Here is an 18,658-nt window from a genome sequence, read left to right as displayed (position 1 = left end):
GACCTCGCCTGCCTGCCGGTCACCTCCCGTGGGGACGGGTGATCACCGGGTGGTGCCGTCGCGATCGGCCAGTGCGGCGACGACCGCGCGGGCGCGTTCGGCGAAGGCCGCCGCTCGCCGAGTCTGCCGAAGCGAGCCGAGGGAGGCGAGCACGATGTGCAGCGCGGGAACGTCGTCGGCCACCGGGACGCACAGCACCCGTTCGCCGTCGTAGGACAGGTCGGACTGTGGACGCTGATTGAGCAGGGCGAAGCCGTGCCGTCGAGCCACCAGCGCGCGCACCGTCTCGAAACTCTGCGAGCGGTAGCGGATCGTCGGGCTCAGACCGAGCGAGGAGAACATCGACAGGAAGTAGTCGCGGCTGTGCGGCAGGTCCAGCAGGACCATCGGCTCCTCGGCCAGATCCGCGAGGGCGACGCTCGCACCGGTCGCCAGCGGATGATCGATCGGCAGGGCGACATACGGGGCGATCGTCGTGAGCACCTCCTTCGCCACGTCGTCGCCCAGCGCCAGGTCGTAGGTGAAGGCGATCTCCACGGCACCGGACCGCAGCGACTCCTCCACCTTGTCGGCGACGATCTCGTGCACGCTGACGTCGAGCCGGGGGTAGGCGTCGCTCAGATCGCTGAGCAGCGAGGGAAGGTAGAACGGCGAGAGGGTGCTGAAGCAGGCCACGGCGAGCGGACCTGCCACGGCGGCCGCCTCCCCGCTGACCTCCTCGAACGCCTCGGCGAGCCCGCCGAGCAGCAGCCTGCTGTGTCGGAGCATCAGCGTGCCCGCGCGGGTCAGGATCAGTCCCTTCGCATGCTGGCGGATGAAGAGCTGGACACCGAGTTCTCGTTCGAGCGCGGCGACGGCGGTGGAGACGGCCGACTGCGCGACGATGAGGTCCTGGGCGGCGCGCGTCATGCTGCCCCGCTCGGCCGCCCGCACGAAGTATCGGAGCTGGGTCAGCGAGACGTCGGGGACGGCCCTCATACGGCTCCCTCCTCGTTGGGACCCCTCGGCCGCGATGGAGACGACGGCCCAGGCGCAGGTGGGAAGCCTACTGTTCGCGGTGGTCGCCGTCCGCAGCCGGCAGCGTCCGCCGCAGGCTGCGGGGTGGACGACCGGGGCGGCCGAAAGGATCGGACGCCGGGAGAGCCGCCACCGGGGAGCAGCCGCCGCAGGCGGATACGGCGGCCCTGCGTGCCGCCGAAGGCCGGTGATCGGCTTCACATGCCTGCGGACTTGACCTCCACAACGGTAGAGGTTCGAGGCTGAGAGGTGAATCGACACCACGAGACTGGAGCTTCTCCATGGCCCGCTACGTACTGCCCGAACTCGACTATGACTATGCGGCCCTCGAACCCGCCGTGGCGGGCGAGATCAACGAGCTGCACCACAGCAAGCACCACGCCGCCTATGTCACGGGCGCCAACGACACGATCGACAAGATCGCCGAGGCCAGGGACAAGGGCGACTTCAGCTCGATCGTCGGCCTGCAGACCACGCTGGCCTTCCACCTCGCGGGCCACTCGCTGCACCTGATCTGGTGGAAGGTGTTGGGCCCGGACGGCGGCGACAAGCCCACCGGCGAGCTGGCCGCCGCGATCGACGAGGACTTCGGCTCCTTCGACGGCCTGCGCGCCCAGCTCAGCGCCGTCTCCGCCTCCATCCAGGGCAACGGCTGGGGCGTGCTGGCCTGGGATCCGGTGGGCGAGCGGCTGATCACCCAGCAGCTCAAGGACCACCACTCCAACCTGGCGATCACCACCACACCGCTGCTGGTGTTCGACATCTGGGAGCACGCCTATTACCTGCAGTACCGCAACGTCAAGGCCGACTACATCGCCAAGCTGTGGAACGTCGTGAACTGGGCAGAGGTCGAGCGCCGGTTCGTCGACGCTCGTGCCGGCCGCAACGGCCTGCTGCTGCCCGCCTCCTGAGTCGTCGCGCCTGCGGGGGGCCGGTGCAGGTTCTGGGGGTGCACCGGCCCGTCGCCCCGCTGCCACGTCCGCATCCGGCGCGGTGTTGCCGGGGCGTGTCGACGACTGTCCGATGTCGACTCGCCCGGCGGGCGACGATCAGAGTCGTCGAGCGGCGGCGATGCTCGCCTCGGCCTGTGCCGCGTTCTCGCGGACGCCGTAGCACGGGGTGCCGGGCTCGATCCGCCAGCTCTCCGCCAGCGTCCCGACGTCGACCACGTCGAAGCCGAGCCGGTCGATCAACTCGGTGACCTCGGCCTTGGCCGCCGCGTCGTCGCCCGCAATAGGGATCGCCCGGCGATTCGGCGCGCCTGTCGGACTCGCGTCGGTCGCGATCTCCGCCGCCGGGATCGCGTTGAAGGCCTTGACCACCCTGGCGGCGGGCCAGTGTCTGGCGTGCAGCTCGGAGCTGGTCAGCTCCCGCGCCTCCAGCTCGGCGATCCGGCCGTCGCGCTGCGGGTAGTAGTTGTTCGTCTCGATCACGATCCTGCCTGCCACGGCGGCGGGCGGCACCGCCACGTAGGCCTTCAGGGGAATGCTCACCACGACGATCGGTGCCGCCGCGGCTTCCGCCGTGGTGCCTGCCGTGGCGTGCTCGCCCAGTTCCGCGACGAGGTCGCGCAGCGTCTCCGGACCCCGCGAGTTGCTGATCACCACGTCGTAGCCGGCTGCCACCGCGCGTCGCGCCAGGCCGCCGCCGATGTGGCCCGCTCCGATGAACCCGATGTCCGTCATGGGTACGGCAACCCCGAGGCCCCGTGCGGTATTCCGTTCGAAGAAGCCCCAGGTGGGTGAATCGGTGGACAACGTCGAACCGCGTTCCCGTGCGTCGGCTCGGCTGACGACGCGCCGCCGCACCCGCGCGCCGCTCCGCCCTCGCACGCGTTTCCCTGCCCGCGCTGTGCCCTTCCGTGCGGCGGCGGTGCGCACGTCGTCGCGATGTGCCACTCGGCGCCCCGGCTAGAAAGGTTCTTGTTCACCTACTCGACCTCACAGCAGGTAAACATCACCCGCCCGAGGCCCACAAGGCGGCAATCGGGCGATCCGGCGATCACCGGTCCCACGGCGTCCGATCACCGTAGGGGCGGCGGCTGCGATCCTGCTCGGCTCCCATGACACGGATCGACGCTGTCCGGGTACCGGTGCTGACCGAGACCGATGACTGCACCGCAGTTCGACGGCCTCGGGCCCGCCCAGCCCCGATCACGGGGCGTGCGGCGTTAAGTGGTTGCGGCACGGCTCGCCGGGAGCCGACGGCCCAGGCACGATCGGGCCTGCCCGGCGTCAGGAGAAGAGTCCGCTGTAGGCGTTAAGGGCGGGCTGCCCGCCCAGATGCGCGTAGAGCACGGTGGCATCGGCGGGGATGTCGCCCTCCTGCACGAGGTCGATCAGTCCGGCCATCGACTTCCCCTCGTAGACGGGATCGATGATCATGCCCTCCAGGCTGCCGGTGAGTCGCATCGCCGCGAGCGTCGAGTCGACCGGGATGCCGTACTTCTCGCCCGCCCAGCCCGCCCGCACCTCGATCTCCTCGTCGCGCAGCTCGCGGCCGAGCCCGATCAGCTCCGCCGTGGCGCGGGCGATCTTCTCGACCTGGGCCCGCGTCGCGTCGATCTTGGCCGAGGCGTCGATGCCGATCACTCGACGTGGGCGGTCCTGCCCGGCGAACCCGGCGATCATGCCCGCCTGCGTCGAGCCGGTCACGCTGCACACGACGACGGTGTCGAAGAAGACCCCGAGTTCCCGCTCCTGCTGCTGCACCTCGGCGGCCCAGTTCGCGAAACCCAGCCCGCCGAGCCGGTGATCCGAGGCCCCGGCCGGGATCGCGTACGGCGTGCCGCCCTGGTCGCGGATGTCCGCCAGCGCCTGTTCCCAGCTCTCCTTGAACCCGATGCCGAACCCGGCGGTCACGAGTTCGACCTGGGCGCCCATCACCCGCGACAGCAGGATGTTGCCCACCTTGTCGTTCACCGGGTCCGGCCAGTCCACCCAGCTCTCCTGCACCAACCGCGCCTTGAGCCCGAGCCGCGCCGCGACCGCCGCGACCTGGCGGGTGTGGTTGGACTGGATGCCGCCGATCGAGACCAGTGTGTCCGCGCCCTGCGCCAGCGCGTCGGGCACCAGGTACTCGAGTTTGCGGGTCTTGTTGCCGCCGAAGGCCAGCCCGCTGTTGCAGTCCTCGCGCTTGGCCCAGATCCTCGGCCCGCCCAGCCGCTCGGTCAGTCGTTCCAGCGGGTGCACCGGGCTGGGGCCGAACAGCAGCGGATACCGGGGGAAGTCCTCGATGGACATGGCTGACGCTCCTCGGGTCGATGACGGTCTCGTGGGGAACGGGACGGGGACAGGGGAGGGTGTGAGCGGGCTGGCGGCGCCGGGGCTGTTCCCGATGGGAGTTCCTGCGGCGTCGAGGACGAGTGTCGGGTGCTGCCGCCGGACCGCCGGGCCTTCCGATCGATCGCCGGACCGGGCAGCAGGCGGCGGCCCGGCTGCGAAGGCGTCGGCTGCGGCGCATCGTGGGCGGCCAGGGCCGTCGTGCCGATCACGACATCGCCGCGTCCTCGCCGTCCTCGTGGGCCGCGAGCAGCGGTTCGAGGGTCTCCCAGTTGTGGCGGGTGGCGGCGGCCGCGCCCTCGACGTCGCCCGAGGCACACAGCTCGATGATCCTGGCGTGCTGGGCGACCGAGCCCCGGCCCGCCAACGAGGAGAACCGCACCCGCTCCACCCGGCGCAGTAGCGGGGTGACCTGGTCGAGCATCGAGCGCAGCGTCTCGTTGGCCGCCGCGATCACCGGGACGGCATGGAACTCGTCGTCGGCGGTCAGTGCGCCGTCGACGTCCTCGGCGCGCAGGGCGTCGGCGAGTCGCTGATTCGCCGCACGCATCAGCGACAGCTCGACGTCGGTCAGCGCGGCCGCCGACTCGCGGACGGCCAGTTCGTGCAGGGCCGCGGCGACCGACTGAGCCTCGCGGGTGGCCCGGACGTCCAGCGGGGCGACGATCGTGTAGCGGCCCGGCTTGGATCGCACGAGTCCGGCCTGCTCCAGCCGGGCCAGCGCCTCCCGGATGGGCGTGCGGCTCACCCCGAGCCAGTCGATCAGCTCGGTGTCCAGCAGACGCTCGCCGGGGGCGAGGGTGCCGTCGACGATCGCGTCGCGGATCGCCCGGTACGCCTCGTCGCGCAGCAGCGATCTCGCCATGACGTGGTGAACCTGGGGTACCGGCATGCGGTATATCGCACACTGCATTTAACTCGGCGTCAAGGAGCCGGGGTCGATGGGCTGCCCGGCGGATGCGCCGCCTGCGGGTGTCTCATCGCGCGTCTCGGGCGTCGGCGACAGACAGCAGGCGGCGCATGCGGTGAGCCCGACGGCATGGCTAGGCCGATCCGACGGCGGTCCGGCAGGGAGCTCCACCGGCGCCGACGGTGCCCGTGACCTCGCGGCAGGCCGCTCACCCGCCGAAGAGCGCCTCGACGGCGTTCAGGGCGATCAGGACCCCGGCGATCCCGACGATCCAGCTCATGGTCTCGTTCCCGTTCTTGGTCATCCAGGCGTTCATCCGTTGCAACAGCGGATCGATCCGCTCGTGGGCGAGGAGCCTGGCGACGACGAGCACGACGGCCGGAAGCACCATGACCAGGCAGTACACGGCGAGGCTGATCGTGATGCCGCCCCAGCCGATACCGGAGGTGACGATCAGCCCGATGGCCGCGAGGTAGGGCAGCATGGTCGCCAGTTCCATGCCTGCGGCGGCAAGGGCGAGCGAGATCAGCGACGGGGCGTGGCCTTCCTCGGTGAGCGCGCGCTCCCGCCAGCGGGTGATACGGCCGGGACCCTTCTCCTGACGGCGCTTGGAGGTCATGCGGAAGCTGAGGATCAGCAGGATGATGCCCGCCGCAAGCTGGACACTGCGCAGGACCGTCTGATCGATGCCCGCGAGGAGCGTGTCGAGCAGGGACAGGGCGGCATCGGCGCCCAGCATGATGAACAGCCCGGCGGCGAAGTAGAAGAGGACGACGGTCCCGAGATAGACGGCGAAGCGGCCGAGCCGGACCCGGCCGGGCGCGAGCAGCAGCCAGATGGGGATGAACAGCGTGCCGATACTGGTGCTGTCGACGAGGGCGAGGCCGATCAGCCCTAAGGCGAGTGCGGTGGTCATGGCGTGCGGGTTCCTTCGGAGAAGACGCGGTCGAGGTGGTTGGTGAGCAGCCGCTGGATGCGGTCGCGGTCGAAGTCGTCACCGGTGGCGAGGTGGTGCACGGCGAGGCCGTCGGTGAACGCCGCCAGCGCGGCGGCCTCGTCGTGCGGATCGCGTCGCTCGTCGAGTTCGCCGATCTCCTGGGCGTGGGCGAAGCCCGCGGCGAGCGCGTCGAGCAACTGCCTGCTGTTGGCCTGGTGGATACGGCGCATCTCGGGATCGATCAGCGTGGTCGGGAGGAAGGCGAGCCAGACCGCCAGCTCGTGCCTGCGGTCCTCGTCCAGCGGCAGCAGCGTGTCCATGACCGAGAGGAGCGTCTCGCGGACCGTCTGCCCGTGGGGCGTCTCTGCGATGCGTTCGAGGGCCCGCGTGCACATGTGCTCGATCCCGAAACGCAGCAGCTCGTCCTTGGACCGGAAGTAGCTCTGCACCAACCCGATCGACACTCCAGCCTCGGCGGCGACGCTCGCCAGCTTCGCCCCGGCGAGCCCGTCTCGGGCGATGACGCGCAGGAGGGCCTCGGCCACCTGCCTGCGTCGAGCTTCGGTGTCTGCGGTTCGTGCCATGGGGTAAAAATAACACGGTATTATTTTTTTGTGCTGGGCGGTTCCCCAGCGCGCGGGTCGTTCCTCCTGCTCATGGGGCGCAGGTCAGGAGGCGACCATGGGGCTGCGCACTGGAGGCGTCGGCAAGGTCCGTCAGATCGGCACTGCCGATCACCGACGGGCGGGTCGTCATGTCCGGCCGACCGGCGCGGCCGGTCTGATGAGACGAAGAGGGCGAAAGCGGCGGGTTAGAGCACGCCCGTTCGGCGGCGGGTCTCGCGCCATGCGCCGGTAGTCGTGATGGCAGACGTCGTCCGGTGCACCGCCCGGCGACCAACGCCGCGCACCCGGCCCCAGGAAACGCCGATGCCCCCGACCCAGCCGGGTCGGGGGCATCGGCACTTCGAAGTCCGCGTCAGCGAAACCGCTGGTCGGAGCTAAGAAGGAAGTTCTCAGACCGCGCGGACCGCGACAGCCTGCGGGCCCTTCGGGCCCTGGTTGATGTCGAACTCGACGCGCTGGTTCTCCTCGAGCGAGCGGTAGCCGTCACCGCTGATCTCCGAGTAGTGCACGAACACGTCAGGGCCGCTCTCCTGAGCGATGAAGCCGAAGCCCTTTTCCGAGTTGAACCATTTGACGGTTCCCTGTGCCATGTCTGCTCCTTCGCAGGGCCAGAACGGGTCCGCACCGTGCGGTTCCCGGGTCGGGTCTCAGACGGCGACTTCTCCAGCTTGGCCTGCAAGAACAGAGACGGCGCGCCCGCAACATCGTTTCCGCGAGCGTGGTGAAACACGAACACAAAGCTGACGACCACCCTGTCCAACCCGATCGACAGCCTATTAGTTCCCCACGACGCCGTAGAGTGTCGCACGTCACGATCATCTCGGCAGCGGCGCGGGCGAAGAACTCGTGAGCCAGCCCCGGCCGGATGCGGGGCGAGGGGGTGACGGCGCAGCTCAGCCGGGGTGTTCGGCCCGGGGCGGATCGATTCCCCTGATCGGGACGGCGACTTCTCCTCGAGCGTGTTCCCCCGGGTGCCTGCGCGGCCACGGCGGGCTCCGGGGTTTCTCGGCGGCAGGCCCTAGACGTCGCCTCGACGCCCAGGGCAGCGCGTCCGCAGGGGCGGTCCGTGCCCTCGGACCCGAGGCCGATCGCCGCGTCCGAACTCGGCGCCGGGCGGCTCGCTCCCTGCCCCCTGCCGCCGCGAACCTGCCGCCGCCCCGAGGCTCAGCCGCGCGCGTGCGGATGAGTCCACGGGTCTGCGGTCGGCTCGGCGCGCGGCTCGCCTACTCAGCTGCGCGCGTGCGGGTAGTCCGGCGACCGTCCTTGGAAGGACAGGATGCCGGGGTTGCGGATGACGCCGTCCCGGATCTCCACCGCCCGCCGCACGGTCTCGTCGGCCTCCCAGGCCGCAGGCCCGGCCAGGATCGTCCGCAGATAGGGCAGGACCGCGTCGCTGATCTCCCAGGTGGCGGAGTTCCACAGATACGAGGGACTGTGGTCCACGCCGTAGTACCGGATGCCGTCGCCCACGGTGAACATCGGCTCGGTGAAGCTCGTCGGCCGCGCGAAGTCGAAGCCCATCCCCTCGTCGCACGAGACGTCGACGATCAGACTCCCCGGCGCGAAGGCGCTCAGATCCTCCCCGACGAGGAAGGTCAGCGGCGAGTCGGTCTGCTGGAGCACGCAGTTGACGATGATGTCGTGCTCGGCCAGGAAGTCCGCCAGCGGCACCCGGACCCCGTCGGTCGCCGCCTGGCTGCCGCGCGGGTCGTCGCCGTCGTGCTCGACGTGCACGATCCGTGCCGAGTGGATCGGCGAGCCGACGGCGGTGACACCGCGATTGGTGAGGACGTCCACGTCGTGCACGCCGTGGGCGTTCAGGGCGGTCACCGCGCCCCTGGCGGTCGCCCCGAAGCCGATGACGACGGCCCGGAGCCTGCGACCGTAGTCGCCGGTGCTGCCGATGATCTCCAGCGCGTGCAGCACCGAGCAGTAGCCCGCCAGTTCGTTGTTCTTGTGGAACACATGCAGGCCGAACCCGCCGTCGGCCTGCCAGTGGTGCATCGCCTCGAAGGCGATCAGGGTCAGTCCGCCGTCCACCGCGAGTTGCGTGATCTCCTCGTTCTGGACGCAGTGCGGCCAGCCCCAGAGCACCTGGCCGCGTCGCAGCTCGGCGAAGTCGGCGGGGAGCGGCTTGATCTGGAGGATGACGTCGCACTCCGCGAGCAGCTGATCACGGGGCCGAACTCCACCGATGTGCGCGGCCAGCTGCTCGTCGGACACGCCGAACCGGCTGCCGTAGCCCTGTTCCAGGAAGATCCGGTCCCGCAGGCCCGCCTCGATCCGGTCTACGTGCAGCGGATGGATCGGCAGTCTGCGCTCGTTCTCCTTGCGCGACCCCGACATGACTCCGAGACTGAGTTGACTCACGGTGCTCCCTGCTGGTCGATCCCTGGTCTGTGGGGCGGCAGGCCCGACGTACGGTCCGCTGCCTTCGCTCCGCCGCGAGGCGTTGGAAGTCGACGCCTGTCGGCGGGCGCGGGCACCGCTGTCGGCGCCCGTGGGCCCGCCGTGCGTCCCGCACGTCATCTCGGTCGGGATGCTCATCCGAACCGTTCGGTGCCGATCTGATTCCCGGCTCCGCGTGCGGGCGCGTCGAGGCCGGCCTGCCGTCAGGCCCGAAGACGACGGATCGTGCCGTCGAACGGCTCGCCGAGGCCCGCGTACTCGAGTGCATCGTTCGCTCGGCCGCGCTCGACTCGGCGCTCACACACCGGCCTTCCGGCCGTGTCGTGCGTGCTGATCGCGCGTCCGGCGCCTCTCCGACGGGAGGAGCGCCCGGCGGTGCAGGCATGGTGACCGATGGTGTCTCAGGCGCGGGCTCGACGGCCCCGCACACCCGACGGCGACGAGAGCGAGACCGTCTCCGGTGCCCCGTCGATCGATCCGTGATCGGTCTGACCGGCGGGCCGTGAGACGGCGTCGGACCGAATGCCGACGCACGAGATGTCTCGGTGCACTGACCCTACGTCATGCGGGCTGCGGGTTGCGGCCGCCGATGCCGTCGGGTCCGGCGGCGAACGTCCAGGATGCCGTCGCTGTCCGTGCGGACGGGGAGGAACGGGCCCTGCTTGACCGGTGCCGCGAAGCCGAACACGGATCTCAGCATGTCGGCCGAGGCCCGTCGGTCCGGGGCCCAGACGATGGTGTGGTCGAGCACGACGGTCCTGCGACCTTCCTCCATCGGAGATCGATCTCTGCTCGGCCGGACCGGATCGGCTCAACCAGTCCCTGAGGTCAACGGCCCTCCTCGTCCGACGCGCGTGATGGAATCCGCGCATGAGTCGTGCCGTGGAGGAGTCCAACCGCCGGATGCTGCGGGTCCGCGACCGGATGGACCTGGCTTACGCACAGCCGTTGGACATCCCCGCGCTGGCTCGGATCGCACACGTCTCCGAGACCCACCTCATCCGCACCTTCCGGGCGACCTTCGGTGAGACGCCGCACCGCTATCTGCAACGCAGGCGGGTCGAGCGCGCCATGGCCCTGTTGCGGGAGAGCGACCGCAGCGTGACCGACGTCTGCCTCGACGTGGGCTTCACCAGTCTCGGCACCTTCAGCCGGACCTTTCGGGACATCGTCGGCGAGTCGCCCACCTTCTACCGGCGTCGGGTCGCCCTGCTCCCGGTGCCGACGTGCTTCGCGAGGTCCTGGCTGCGACCGAGTTCTTTCGGAGAAGCGACCGCCACGCCCGCTGATTAACGTCCTTCTCATGTTCACCGCGATCACTCAGTCCCAGATCTACGTCCTCGACCAGGACGAGGCCCGTACGTTCTACGTGGACGTCCTCGGCCTCGACCTGCACACCGACACCGACCTCGGCTTCATGCGCTGGCTCACCGTCACGGTGCCGAACGAGCCCGGCAGGCAGATCCTGCTGGAGAAGCCCGGTCCGCCGTCGATGGACGAGGCGACCGCCGAGCAGGTGCGGGAGCTGGTCGCCAAGGGCGCGATGGGCGGCTGGCTCATGTTCACCACCGACGACTGCCACGCGACCTACGAGAAGCTGCTCGCCAAGGGCGTCGAGTTCACCGACGAGCCGACCGAACGGCCCTACGGCATCGACTGCGGGCTACGGGACCCGTTCGGCAACCGCATCCGGTTCGGGCAGCTCTTCAGCCAGGGCGGGTGAGGTCCCGAGCGTGGCGGACGGATCAGGGCTGACAGCAGACTGATCCCGCCCTCGCCCGCCGCGCTCAGCCTGCGGAGATCGAGACCTCGGCCTGCATCGCGGTCGGGCGCAACGGCCAGTGGTCGGCCGTGGTGCGGACCTCCTTCGCCCGACCGCGAAGCTGCTCGGCCTCGGCGGGGTCCGCCTCCCGATCGGCCAGCCTGTCCAGATAGTCGGCGAAGCCGGTCGTCTGCGTCCGGTACCAGCCTGCCTGGCGGTCGTGCAGCTCGGCGAGGTCGACGGTGCCGACCTGCTCGGGATGACTCCTGGCGAGTCGCCACGCCAGCCGAGCACACGCCAGGGCGTCGCCGGTGGAGCTGTGGGCGTCCTCCAACCGCACCTGATGATGCTCGCAGAGGGCGCCCAACGTCCGCTTGCCCCTGCGGTAGCGGTCCAGGTGCTTGTCGATGCACATCGGATCGACGACCGGACCGGCGAGCACCAGATCCCGGCCGTGGTGGCGGCGCAGCTCGGCATGCAGCAGCGAGAGATCGAAGCTCGCGTTGAAGACACACAGCGGCGTGGTGGGAGACCAGGCACGGGCCAGGGTCTCGGCGACCTCGGCCACGACCGTCGCGGCGTCCCGACCGTGGGTGCGGGCGTGTTCGGTGCTGATCCCGTGAACCTCGGCGGCCGAGGCCGGGATCTCCACGCCGGGATCGGCCAGCCAGGTCGACACGACCGGTTCAGCGCCGGGAACGATGGCGACGACGGTGGCGGTCACGAGTCTGTCGGTCGCCGTGTCCACCCCCGTCGTCTCCAGATCGAAGGCCGTCAACGGACCGTCGGACCAGGACATGCCGGATCGGATCATGCACCGAAGGTAGCGGATCATCCCGACGGTCCACACAGGGCGGAGCGCAGGCAGTCGGGTGATTCTCGACGGTGTCGCAGCGTGATCAGCGGCTCGACGTGCCGGCGTCTCGATCCCCTGGGCCGGAATCCTCCGGTTCGGACGCGGGGCTGGAGTCGCCGCGCGAAAGGCGAACGGATTGGACTCCCGGCAGCTGCGATCCCGTCGGTGACCGGGCACCGGCGGCAGGGCGTTCGTCGGCGGGATCACCGCCGAGCCGATGGGTGTCCCGCCCGATCTCGCCGCGCAGGCCTGAATCGACGGCGGGGCGGCCGCCCGATCCCGAGGGCCGCGCTCGGCGCACCGGACGGCCACCGCCCGATCACCGTGTCGAGGTACCCGCCCCGCCCGCCGTGGGCTCCGTCGAACCGGGGATCAGGCAGGCGTCGCCCTCGCAGGCCATCGCATCGGAGTCGCCCAGCAGCCGCAGCGGCCCCGGCGCGGCTGAGATGGTCGTCAGGCCGGTCGGGGCCGTTTCGGCCGAGCCCGTGTCCTCCCGCGTCAACTCGACGTCCATGCCCTCACTCACCGCCCGCTCGCACCGTGCGCAGGACCTGGACGAAGGAGTCGGCCTCCTGTGCCCCGGAGACGCCGTACTTGCCGTCGATCACGAAGAACGGCACACCCTGGATGCCGTACTGCCGCGCCAGCTGCACGTCCCGCTCCACGGCGTCCTCGTAGTCGTCACCGGAGAGCACCGCCAGCACCCGATCGCGATCGAGGCCGACCTCGACGGCCAACTCGGCCAGCTCCTCGTCGCGTCCGACGTTGCGGCCCTGCTCGAAGTGGGCACGCAACAGCCGTTCCTTGAGCTCGGACTGTCGTCCCTCCGCCTTGGCATGGTGCAGGAGCCGGTGTGCCTTGCGGGTGTTCGAGTGCCGGACGGCCGCCATGTCCCAGGCGAGTCCCTCGGCTGCGGCGATGTCGGTCACCTGCTGCAACCGCTGCTCGACCTGCGCTGCGGACGTCCCCATCCTGCGCTGGAGGAACTCGACGGTGCTGCCGTCGAAGTCGACCGGGGTGTCCGGGGCGAGTTCGAAGCTGTGGTACTCGACCACCACGTTCTCGCCCGCCTTCGCCACGCCCGTCTCGAAGCGGCGCTTGCCGATGTAGCACCAGGGACAGGCGATGTCGGACCAGATGTCGACCTTGATGGGCTCACTCGGGGGGATGGGCTCACTCATGGACGGTGCGACTCCATTCACGGTGCGCGCGGCTGCGGTTCTGGCCGCGATCGGTCCCGGCGCTGGACCGATCGCGGGCACCCGGCGGGAAGAGCGAGCCTGCCGACGCCTGCATCGCCTCGGTGCACGGGGCGACGCGGCGACCGGCGCCGAACTCGTCGTTCCTCGGGCGGCGGACGCCTGTCACAACGCGGCCGGGCCCGGATTGCTTCCCCGCGCCGGTCGGCGGCCCGACGCGGGGACGGGCGGATCATTCGGCGGGCACGGTGCTCGCCCGACCTCGGCGGACCGGCCTCGAGACGGCGCGCCGTCCTGTCGTGCAGACGTCTCGAGTCCCGGGCTCTCGGCCAGGCCGGGCCGGCCCGCCGCGATCTCCTCCGATCCGGCGGCCCGACCAGCCCGGCCGAGCCGTTCGCGCCCGACGTTGCGACGGACCCGATTCAGCCGACGCGGCTGGTGAACTCCCAGTCGCCGTGATCGACGCGCAGCACCGCGTGGCCCGCCTCCATGCGGAGGAACTCGGCCTCGGGCGTGCTGACGACGTCATCGGCGGACTCGGCGGGCACGTGCACCTCGGCGACGGACCCGACCGGGACGCCGACGCTCAGGCGTAGCCCGGAGCCCGCCCGTTCCCAGGCCACGGCGGCCGTCCCGCGCACCGTGTCGAGCGAGACGCGCGCCCAGTCCACCCCGACTCGCGCGTCCGGCCGCACCACGAAGTCCCGATACCCCGCGTCGCCGGGTCGCAGCCCCGCGACGTTCTCGTAGAGCCACTGCGCCACGGTGCCCTGGAAGTAGTGGTCGCGGGATCGCGAGTCCGCCTCCCACATCTCCCACATCGTGTCGGCGCCGTTGTCGAACCAGTAGCCCCAGCTCGGATAGCTGCGCTGGGTGGCGAGGGCGTGGGCGAGGTCGGCATGCCCGTGCGCGCTGAGCACCGGCAGCAGCACGCTCGTCCCCAGACAGCCGGTGTTGAGGTGGTCGCCTCGGTCGCGGATGTCGGCCGCCAGCGAGGCGACCACCGACGCCTCGGACTCGGGCGGGACCAGCCCGAAGGCCAGCGGCACGGCATTGGAGGCCTGCCGGTATTCGGGGTCGCGGTCGGAGCGGTAGTGGCCCTCGGGGCCGAGGAACGTCGCGTTCAGCGCGGTCCGGCATCGCTCGGCCGTCGCTCGATACCGCGCGGCGGTCTCGTGGTGTCCGAGCAGCTCGCCCAGCTCGGCCGTGTTCAGCAGTGCTCGGCACAGGTACGCCGTCGCGGTCAGCCTGGTGTCCTCCGGCGGGATGCCCGCCTGGTATCCGGGCGGCAGCCAGTCGCCGAGCGCGGTGATCGCCAGGTCGTCGACCAGCCGACCGATCTCCCAGTCCAGGTACCGGACCAGCGGCGCCCAGTGCTGCGCGGCGAGCCGGTCGTCCGCGTACACCCGGTACATCTCCCGCAGCAGGAACGGATAGACCGTCGTCCACTCCGGCGTGGGCGCCAGGTCGGTGAAGCCCCAGCCGCTGCTGGGCACGATCACCGGCACCTGGCCCGCCGCGTCCTGGCTGTCGGCGATGTCGTCGATCCACTTGCCGAGAAAGCGGGACAGGTCGAAGGCGAACAGCATCGTCGGGGCGGCCACCTGGACGTCGCCGGTCCAGCCGTTCTTCTCGAACATGGGCGTGTCGGTGGGCAGGCCGTGGAAGTTGTTCAGCAGCGTTCGGCGCATCGCCCGGTCCAACTGTTCGTAGAACCCTTCGGAGCAGGCGAACCGACTGGTCTCGGGCACGGCACTGTGTACGAGCCTGCCGAGCACCTGCTCGGGGTGGGGCGCCTCGGGCAGCCCGGTCACCTCGACGTAGCGGAAGCCCTTGTAGGAGAACCTCGGCTCCCAGACCTCGGTGCCCGCACCCGCGCAGACGTACTCGTCGAACTGATGCCTGCCCGGCACGAGTCCGTTCGAGCCGATCACCCGCCCGGCATCGTCGAGCTGTTCGCCGTGTTCCAGCCCGATACGGGTGCCCTCGGGCGCGCGGACCGACAGCCGCGTCCAGCCTGCCATCGTGCGACCCATGTCCACGACGTGGACGCCGGGACTCGGCTCGGTGATCGCGGTGGGACGGATGGTCGCGAGCACCTCGATCGGCTCGTGCTGTTGGGCCGACAGCGTGCCCGCTGGTGCCGCCACCACCGCCGGGGCCTGCCAGTCGCCGTCGTCGAAGCCGGGTGACGACCAGTCCCGCTGCGCCAGCCTGGCGTCATAGGTCTCGCCCGCGAACTGGGAGTTCGACACCGTGGGGCCGTCGGTGATCCGCCAGTCGGCGTCGGAGACGACGGTGGTCTGCGTGCCGTCGGCGTGGTCGACGTCGATCCGCACGAGTAGTCGCGGCTCCCCGTGCCACGGCGGGTCGTTCCAGTTCCAGGCGTTGCCCGTGGTCATCCCGAAGAAGCCTCGGCCGAGGGTGACGCCGATGGCGTTGTCACCGGCCCGAAGCAGGTCGGTGACGTCGTGGACCGCGTAGAGCACGGTCTCGGCGTAGTCGGTGAAGCCGGGATCGAGCACCTGGGTGCCGACGCGGCGACCGTTGATCTCGGCCTCGTAGTAGGCGAGGCCGCTGAGGTAGAGCCGGGCGCGGGTGACCGGACTCGGCAGGGCGAACTCGCGGCGCAGCAGCGGCGCGGGCTGTTCGGGACCGCTGACGTCGACCCCGTTGCCCCACGGCCCCGCCCCGTACGCCGCGAGCACCGCCGCGTCGGTCCAGGTTCCGTCGTCGACGTCCGGATCGGGGAAGCCCTCGGGCTCGGTATCGGTGACCCGCCATCCCGGGCCGCTGGTCAGCTCGGCGGTCTGGCCGTCCGCCAGCTCCACCAGCAGCCGCAGCAGCAGGCCCGCCGGATTGACCGACGGCCCCGGCCGGTTGTGGGCGATGACGGCGAGCACCACGCGCCCGCCTGCGGCGCGGACCTCCGCCGTGCAGTCGGCGAGCTGCGCCCGCCGCCAGGTGTCCACCTCCTCCGGGGCGTGCAGCACCTGCTCCCCGCTCAGATACAGGGTGAAGTCGTCGTCGGCCGTGGCGACGATCCGCGCGCGCGTGACCTCGACATCGGCGGGCAGGCGCAGCTCGCCGTGGAACCAGCGTGCTCCGGGCGGTGCGGTCTCCTGGGAGGCGTCGGCCGACCAGATCCACGAGGCGCCGTCGAGTTCCAGCGGAGCCTCCGGCGTCGCCGCCCCGACCCACTGCGCCTGCCAGTCCTCGCCGAGCATCGCGGTCTCCCACCAGCGCTCGGCGCTCCAGTCCGATCGGCGGCCCCGGCCGTCCCAGACCCGGACCCGCCAGTGGTACCTGGTGCGGGGGCGCAACGGCTCCCCGGCGTAGTCGACGCCGACCGAGCGATCGGATTCGACGCGGCCGGAGTCCCAGGCGTCGGCGCTCGCCCAGTTCGCCGGGTCGGTGGTGACCTGGACCTGGTAGGCGGACTGCCGCGCGCCGTGGCCGTCGGCTGCGGACACCCAGGACAGTCGTGGCGTCGTGACGTCGGTGCCCAGCAGGGTCTCGGCGTACTCGACGGTCGTGCGCTCGACCCGCAGGCTCCCCGGCCTGCCCCCGGCCGAGCGCCGCTCGTCGTCGTGGTGGCCGTCCTGCGCTTCGGCGGGCACCGAGGAGAGCGACAACGCCGCCACCCCCGCCCCGGTCCCCAGCGCGGACGTGTGCAGGAATCCCCGCCGATTCATGCCTTTGCCCATCGACTTCCTCCAAGATCGTCATTGATTGAGGAGAGAAGGAAGACGGGCCGCGATGACCCGGCTGGCCATGTCCCAGCGCGCCCGTCGATGCAGAGTCCATTTCGGACCGTAACCAGGTCGTCGCTGGATCGGGTGTTTCACGATGTCCGATTCCGGCCGGCCGGAGTCGGCGACTCGACTGGTCGGCGGGCTTCCGGCGTCAGCCTCGAGAGGGTCTGGCTGCGATCTGGGTCGCGGGCGACCGTGCTCTGGTCGGGGGTGGACCCTCGTCGCCCGAACCCGATCGAGATTCGGCGGACTCGAACGCGTGCGGACTCGCAGTCGTGCGGATCTCCGCTGCCGGGCGAGCCGACGCCGACCGCTCGATGCGGCCGCAGCCGCGCGACACCGGCACGCGGACCCACCGCACGGACGAGTGGGCGAGCGGAATCAGGTTGCGCCGAGCGCGGTCGGCCACGAAGATCGCCAGACCGCGACCGTGGACCGTCTCGCGGCGCGTCGGACGACGGGAGCCGCCGCCGGTCCCACGCGGTGCGGCGGGCGAGCAGAAGAGCGGGGTCGGCTCAGTGGACCAGGGTGCCGAGCGGCGCGAGGGCGCTGCGGAAGAACGGACCGAGATCGATCTCCCTCGACTGCGCGCCTGGGTCCGCGAGGACTTCGCCGTCGACCTCACGGTGATCGACCCCGTCACGGCAGGCGCGGACGCGGCTGCGCAGGTGTGGCACGCCGTGGCCTCGGACGGCGCACGGTATGCGGTCAAATGGAGCGGCGGCGGCAGCCCGGCGGGGTTGATCCTCTCGGCGCGGCTCGCGGAGCAGGGGATCGCCGGGGTGGTCGGGCCGGTGCCGACCCGCGCGGGGCGGTGGTGGAGTGACCGCGCGGGGCGCAGGCTGTCCCTGGTCCCGTGGATCTCCCACGAGCCTGCGCTCGGCGGGATGACCCGACGGCAGTGGGTCGTCTATGGGGAACTGCTCGGGCGGACCCACGCCATCGAGGTGGACGAGACCCTGACCGAGGTGCTGCGGCAGGAGGACCATCGGACCCATGAGCAGTATGCGGCCGTGACGCGGGCCGTCGGCCGCAGGCTGGGCGTCGTGGCGGGTGATCACGCGGAGCCGGTGGCGAGGACCGTCGAATCGCCTGCCGCGTCCGGCGGGCCTGATTCCGGCGAGCCTGCGGCCGAGTACGCGGACACCGACTCGGGTCGGGTCCGTCCCGTACCCGAGGCGGGCATCGCCGCCGACCACCGCCGAGACGACCCGCTCGTCCGCGCGCTGGCCGCAGGCTGGCGTGCCTCGGCCGGACTGATCTCGACCCTGCTCGACCAGGCCGACGCCCTGGCTGCGGAGCTGCGCACGCGGTCGACGCCCCGCGTCGTCTGTCACGGCGATCCGCATCTGGGCAACATGCTGGTGGCGGGCGAGGACGAGGTCTGGCTGCTCGACTGGGACGACGCGGTCCTGGCACCCCGCGAGCTGGACCTGCTCTTCGTGCTCGGCGGGGTGCTGCCCTTCGCACAGGTCACGCCGGAGGAGCAGTCCTGGTTCTTCGACGGGTACGGTCCGGTCGAGATCGACCCCGTCCGGCTGGCCTACCACCGCTGCACCAGAGCGCTGGAGGATCTCGCCGTCCCCGCCGCCGAGGTCCTCGACCCCGCCACCAAATTCGACGACGAGCAGCGAGCCGAGGCCGTGGACATCGCGCTGAGCGTGGTGTCGCCGACAGGCCTGGCGACCCTCACCTGTGCCGCGCTGCGCGAACTCGGCCGGGTTGGAGAGAAGGCCCCGGCGCAGGCACCCGACTGAAGCGGAGTGCCCGCCGCGATTCGACCCGGCGGACGGCGGTGATCGCGGAGGGTCTGCCGATGATCGGGGCGGGGGAGTACGGCATCGACGGCTGCGCCCACCGGGCCTACCGCTCGGCCGGAGGTGTCCGCCTCGGCTCGACGATGCCG

The 18,658-nt window shown here is 71.0% G+C and carries 17 protein-coding genes; 4 read left to right on the top strand and 13 right to left on the bottom strand.

Going from position 1 to position 18,658, the window contains the following annotated elements; all coding sequences use genetic code 11:
* Nucleotides 1–42: 42 nt before the first annotated feature.
* Complete coding sequence (locus UA75_RS21000; protein ID WP_075741722.1) at nucleotides 43–978, bottom strand: LysR family transcriptional regulator; 936 nt, start codon at nucleotides 976–978, stop codon at nucleotides 43–45.
* A 320-nt stretch (nucleotides 979–1,298) separates the two neighbouring features.
* Between UA75_RS21000 and UA75_RS20995 the strand changes: the two genes are divergently transcribed.
* Nucleotides 1,299–1,928 carry a superoxide dismutase gene (locus tag UA75_RS20995; protein ID WP_075741721.1) on the top strand — a complete coding sequence of 210 codons (630 nt, stop codon included), beginning with the start codon at nucleotides 1,299–1,301 and terminating at the stop codon, nucleotides 1,926–1,928.
* A 138-nt stretch (nucleotides 1,929–2,066) separates the two neighbouring features.
* Here UA75_RS20995 and UA75_RS20990 read toward each other — a convergent pair whose 3' ends face one another.
* From UA75_RS20990 to UA75_RS34700, 8 genes are all read right to left on the bottom strand, one after another.
* Entirely contained in the window at nucleotides 2,067–2,702 is a 636-nt protein-coding gene (locus UA75_RS20990; RefSeq protein ID WP_075741720.1) for an NADPH-dependent F420 reductase, read from the bottom strand.
* A 549-nt stretch (nucleotides 2,703–3,251) separates the two neighbouring features.
* Entirely contained in the window at nucleotides 3,252–4,259 is a 1,008-nt protein-coding gene (locus tag UA75_RS20985) for a 1-aminocyclopropane-1-carboxylate deaminase (protein ID WP_075741719.1), read from the bottom strand.
* A gap of 247 nt (nucleotides 4,260–4,506) precedes the next feature.
* Nucleotides 4,507–5,190, bottom strand: a complete 684-nt coding sequence (locus tag UA75_RS20980; protein ID WP_075741718.1) for a GntR family transcriptional regulator — start codon at nucleotides 5,188–5,190, stop codon at nucleotides 4,507–4,509.
* Between the two features lie 226 nt (nucleotides 5,191–5,416).
* On the bottom strand, nucleotides 5,417–6,124 hold the full coding sequence (locus UA75_RS20975; RefSeq protein WP_075741717.1) for a GAP family protein: 708 nt from the start codon (nucleotides 6,122–6,124) through the stop codon (nucleotides 5,417–5,419).
* Nucleotides 6,121–6,729, bottom strand: coding sequence for a TetR/AcrR family transcriptional regulator (locus UA75_RS20970; protein ID WP_075741716.1), 609 nt, complete (start codon nucleotides 6,727–6,729; stop codon nucleotides 6,121–6,123). Before UA75_RS20970 ends, UA75_RS20975 begins: the two co-directional genes overlap by 4 nt.
* Before the next feature lie 431 nt (nucleotides 6,730–7,160).
* The gene (locus UA75_RS20965; RefSeq protein WP_075741715.1) at nucleotides 7,161–7,361 is read right to left on the bottom strand and encodes a cold-shock protein; all 201 of its coding nucleotides are present in this window, start codon (nucleotides 7,359–7,361) and stop codon (nucleotides 7,161–7,163) included.
* Between the two features lie 637 nt (nucleotides 7,362–7,998).
* Nucleotides 7,999–9,141, bottom strand: coding sequence for a N(5)-(carboxyethyl)ornithine synthase (locus UA75_RS20960; RefSeq protein ID WP_075741714.1), 1,143 nt, complete (start codon nucleotides 9,139–9,141; stop codon nucleotides 7,999–8,001).
* Nucleotides 9,142–9,736: 595 nt separating this feature from the next.
* A complete protein-coding gene (locus tag UA75_RS34700) occupies nucleotides 9,737–9,955 on the bottom strand; it encodes a hypothetical protein (RefSeq protein WP_075741713.1) in 219 nt (72 codons plus the stop codon).
* Between the two features lie 95 nt (nucleotides 9,956–10,050).
* Here UA75_RS34700 and UA75_RS20950 point away from each other — a divergent pair, with 95 nt between their 5' ends.
* Together UA75_RS20950 and UA75_RS20945 are read left to right on the top strand one after the other, a co-directional pair.
* A complete protein-coding gene (locus UA75_RS20950) occupies nucleotides 10,051–10,473 on the top strand; it encodes a helix-turn-helix domain-containing protein (protein WP_075741712.1) in 423 nt (140 codons plus the stop codon).
* Nucleotides 10,474–10,483: 10 nt separating this feature from the next.
* Nucleotides 10,484–10,903 (top strand): VOC family protein, encoded by a 420-nt coding sequence (locus UA75_RS20945; RefSeq protein WP_075741711.1) that lies wholly within the window; start codon nucleotides 10,484–10,486, stop codon nucleotides 10,901–10,903.
* 64 nt (nucleotides 10,904–10,967) lie between these two features.
* On the opposite strand, the gene UA75_RS20940 is transcribed toward UA75_RS20945, so the two are convergent.
* The 4 genes from UA75_RS20940 to UA75_RS20920 form a co-directional block, all read right to left on the bottom strand.
* On the bottom strand, nucleotides 10,968–11,756 hold the full coding sequence (locus tag UA75_RS20940; RefSeq protein WP_075744031.1) for an exonuclease domain-containing protein: 789 nt from the start codon (nucleotides 11,754–11,756) through the stop codon (nucleotides 10,968–10,970).
* 361 nt (nucleotides 11,757–12,117) lie between these two features.
* The gene (locus UA75_RS20935; RefSeq protein WP_075765228.1) at nucleotides 12,118–12,324 is read right to left on the bottom strand and encodes a hypothetical protein; all 207 of its coding nucleotides are present in this window, start codon (nucleotides 12,322–12,324) and stop codon (nucleotides 12,118–12,120) included.
* Nucleotides 12,317–12,979: a DsbA family protein gene (locus UA75_RS20930; RefSeq protein ID WP_075741709.1), complete on the bottom strand. Its 663-nt coding sequence runs from the start codon at nucleotides 12,977–12,979 to the stop codon at nucleotides 12,317–12,319. Before UA75_RS20930 ends, UA75_RS20935 begins: the two co-directional genes overlap by 8 nt.
* 440 nt (nucleotides 12,980–13,419) lie before the next feature.
* Nucleotides 13,420–16,704 carry an alpha-L-rhamnosidase gene (locus tag UA75_RS20920; RefSeq protein ID WP_075741707.1) on the bottom strand — a complete coding sequence of 1,095 codons (3,285 nt, stop codon included), beginning with the start codon at nucleotides 16,702–16,704 and terminating at the stop codon, nucleotides 13,420–13,422.
* A gap of 323 nt (nucleotides 16,705–17,027) precedes the next feature.
* Between UA75_RS20920 and UA75_RS20915 the strand changes: the two genes are divergently transcribed.
* On the top strand, nucleotides 17,028–18,509 hold the full coding sequence (locus UA75_RS20915) for a phosphotransferase (RefSeq protein WP_075741706.1): 1,482 nt from the start codon (nucleotides 17,028–17,030) through the stop codon (nucleotides 18,507–18,509).
* Nucleotides 18,510–18,658: the final 149 nt, after the last annotated feature.

This window comes from Actinoalloteichus sp. GBA129-24 (assembly GCF_001941645.1).
Lineage (GTDB): Bacteria > Actinomycetota > Actinomycetes > Mycobacteriales > Pseudonocardiaceae > Actinoalloteichus_A > Actinoalloteichus_A fjordicus.
This window is presented reverse-complemented; position numbering and strand designations above follow the sequence as displayed.

Excerpts from the sequence above, each read along its gene's own strand:
- UA75_RS20920 (WP_075741707.1), bottom strand. The coding sequence starts at position 16,704 with ATGGGCAAAGGCATGAATCGGCGGGGATTCCTGCACACGTCCGCGCTG.
- UA75_RS34700 (WP_075741713.1), bottom strand. The coding sequence starts at position 9,955 with ATGGAGGAAGGTCGCAGGACCGTCGTGCTCGACCACACCATCGTCTGG.
- UA75_RS20945 (WP_075741711.1), top strand. The coding sequence starts at position 10,484 with ATGTTCACCGCGATCACTCAGTCCCAGATCTACGTCCTCGACCAGGAC.
- UA75_RS20980 (WP_075741718.1), bottom strand. The coding sequence starts at position 5,190 with ATGCCGGTACCCCAGGTTCACCACGTCATGGCGAGATCGCTGCTGCGC.
- UA75_RS20995 (WP_075741721.1), top strand. The coding sequence starts at position 1,299 with ATGGCCCGCTACGTACTGCCCGAACTCGACTATGACTATGCGGCCCTC.
- UA75_RS20975 (WP_075741717.1), bottom strand. The coding sequence starts at position 6,124 with ATGACCACCGCACTCGCCTTAGGGCTGATCGGCCTCGCCCTCGTCGAC.
- UA75_RS20950 (WP_075741712.1), top strand. The coding sequence starts at position 10,051 with ATGAGTCGTGCCGTGGAGGAGTCCAACCGCCGGATGCTGCGGGTCCGC.
- UA75_RS20990 (WP_075741720.1), bottom strand. The coding sequence starts at position 2,702 with ATGACGGACATCGGGTTCATCGGAGCGGGCCACATCGGCGGCGGCCTG.
- UA75_RS20940 (WP_075744031.1), bottom strand. The coding sequence starts at position 11,756 with ATGATCCGATCCGGCATGTCCTGGTCCGACGGTCCGTTGACGGCCTTC.
- UA75_RS20970 (WP_075741716.1), bottom strand. The coding sequence starts at position 6,729 with ATGGCACGAACCGCAGACACCGAAGCTCGACGCAGGCAGGTGGCCGAG.
- UA75_RS20965 (WP_075741715.1), bottom strand. The coding sequence starts at position 7,361 with ATGGCACAGGGAACCGTCAAATGGTTCAACTCGGAAAAGGGCTTCGGC.
- UA75_RS20985 (WP_075741719.1), bottom strand. The coding sequence starts at position 4,259 with ATGTCCATCGAGGACTTCCCCCGGTATCCGCTGCTGTTCGGCCCCAGC.
- UA75_RS20930 (WP_075741709.1), bottom strand. The coding sequence starts at position 12,979 with ATGAGTGAGCCCATCCCCCCGAGTGAGCCCATCAAGGTCGACATCTGG.
- UA75_RS21000 (WP_075741722.1), bottom strand. The coding sequence starts at position 978 with ATGAGGGCCGTCCCCGACGTCTCGCTGACCCAGCTCCGATACTTCGTG.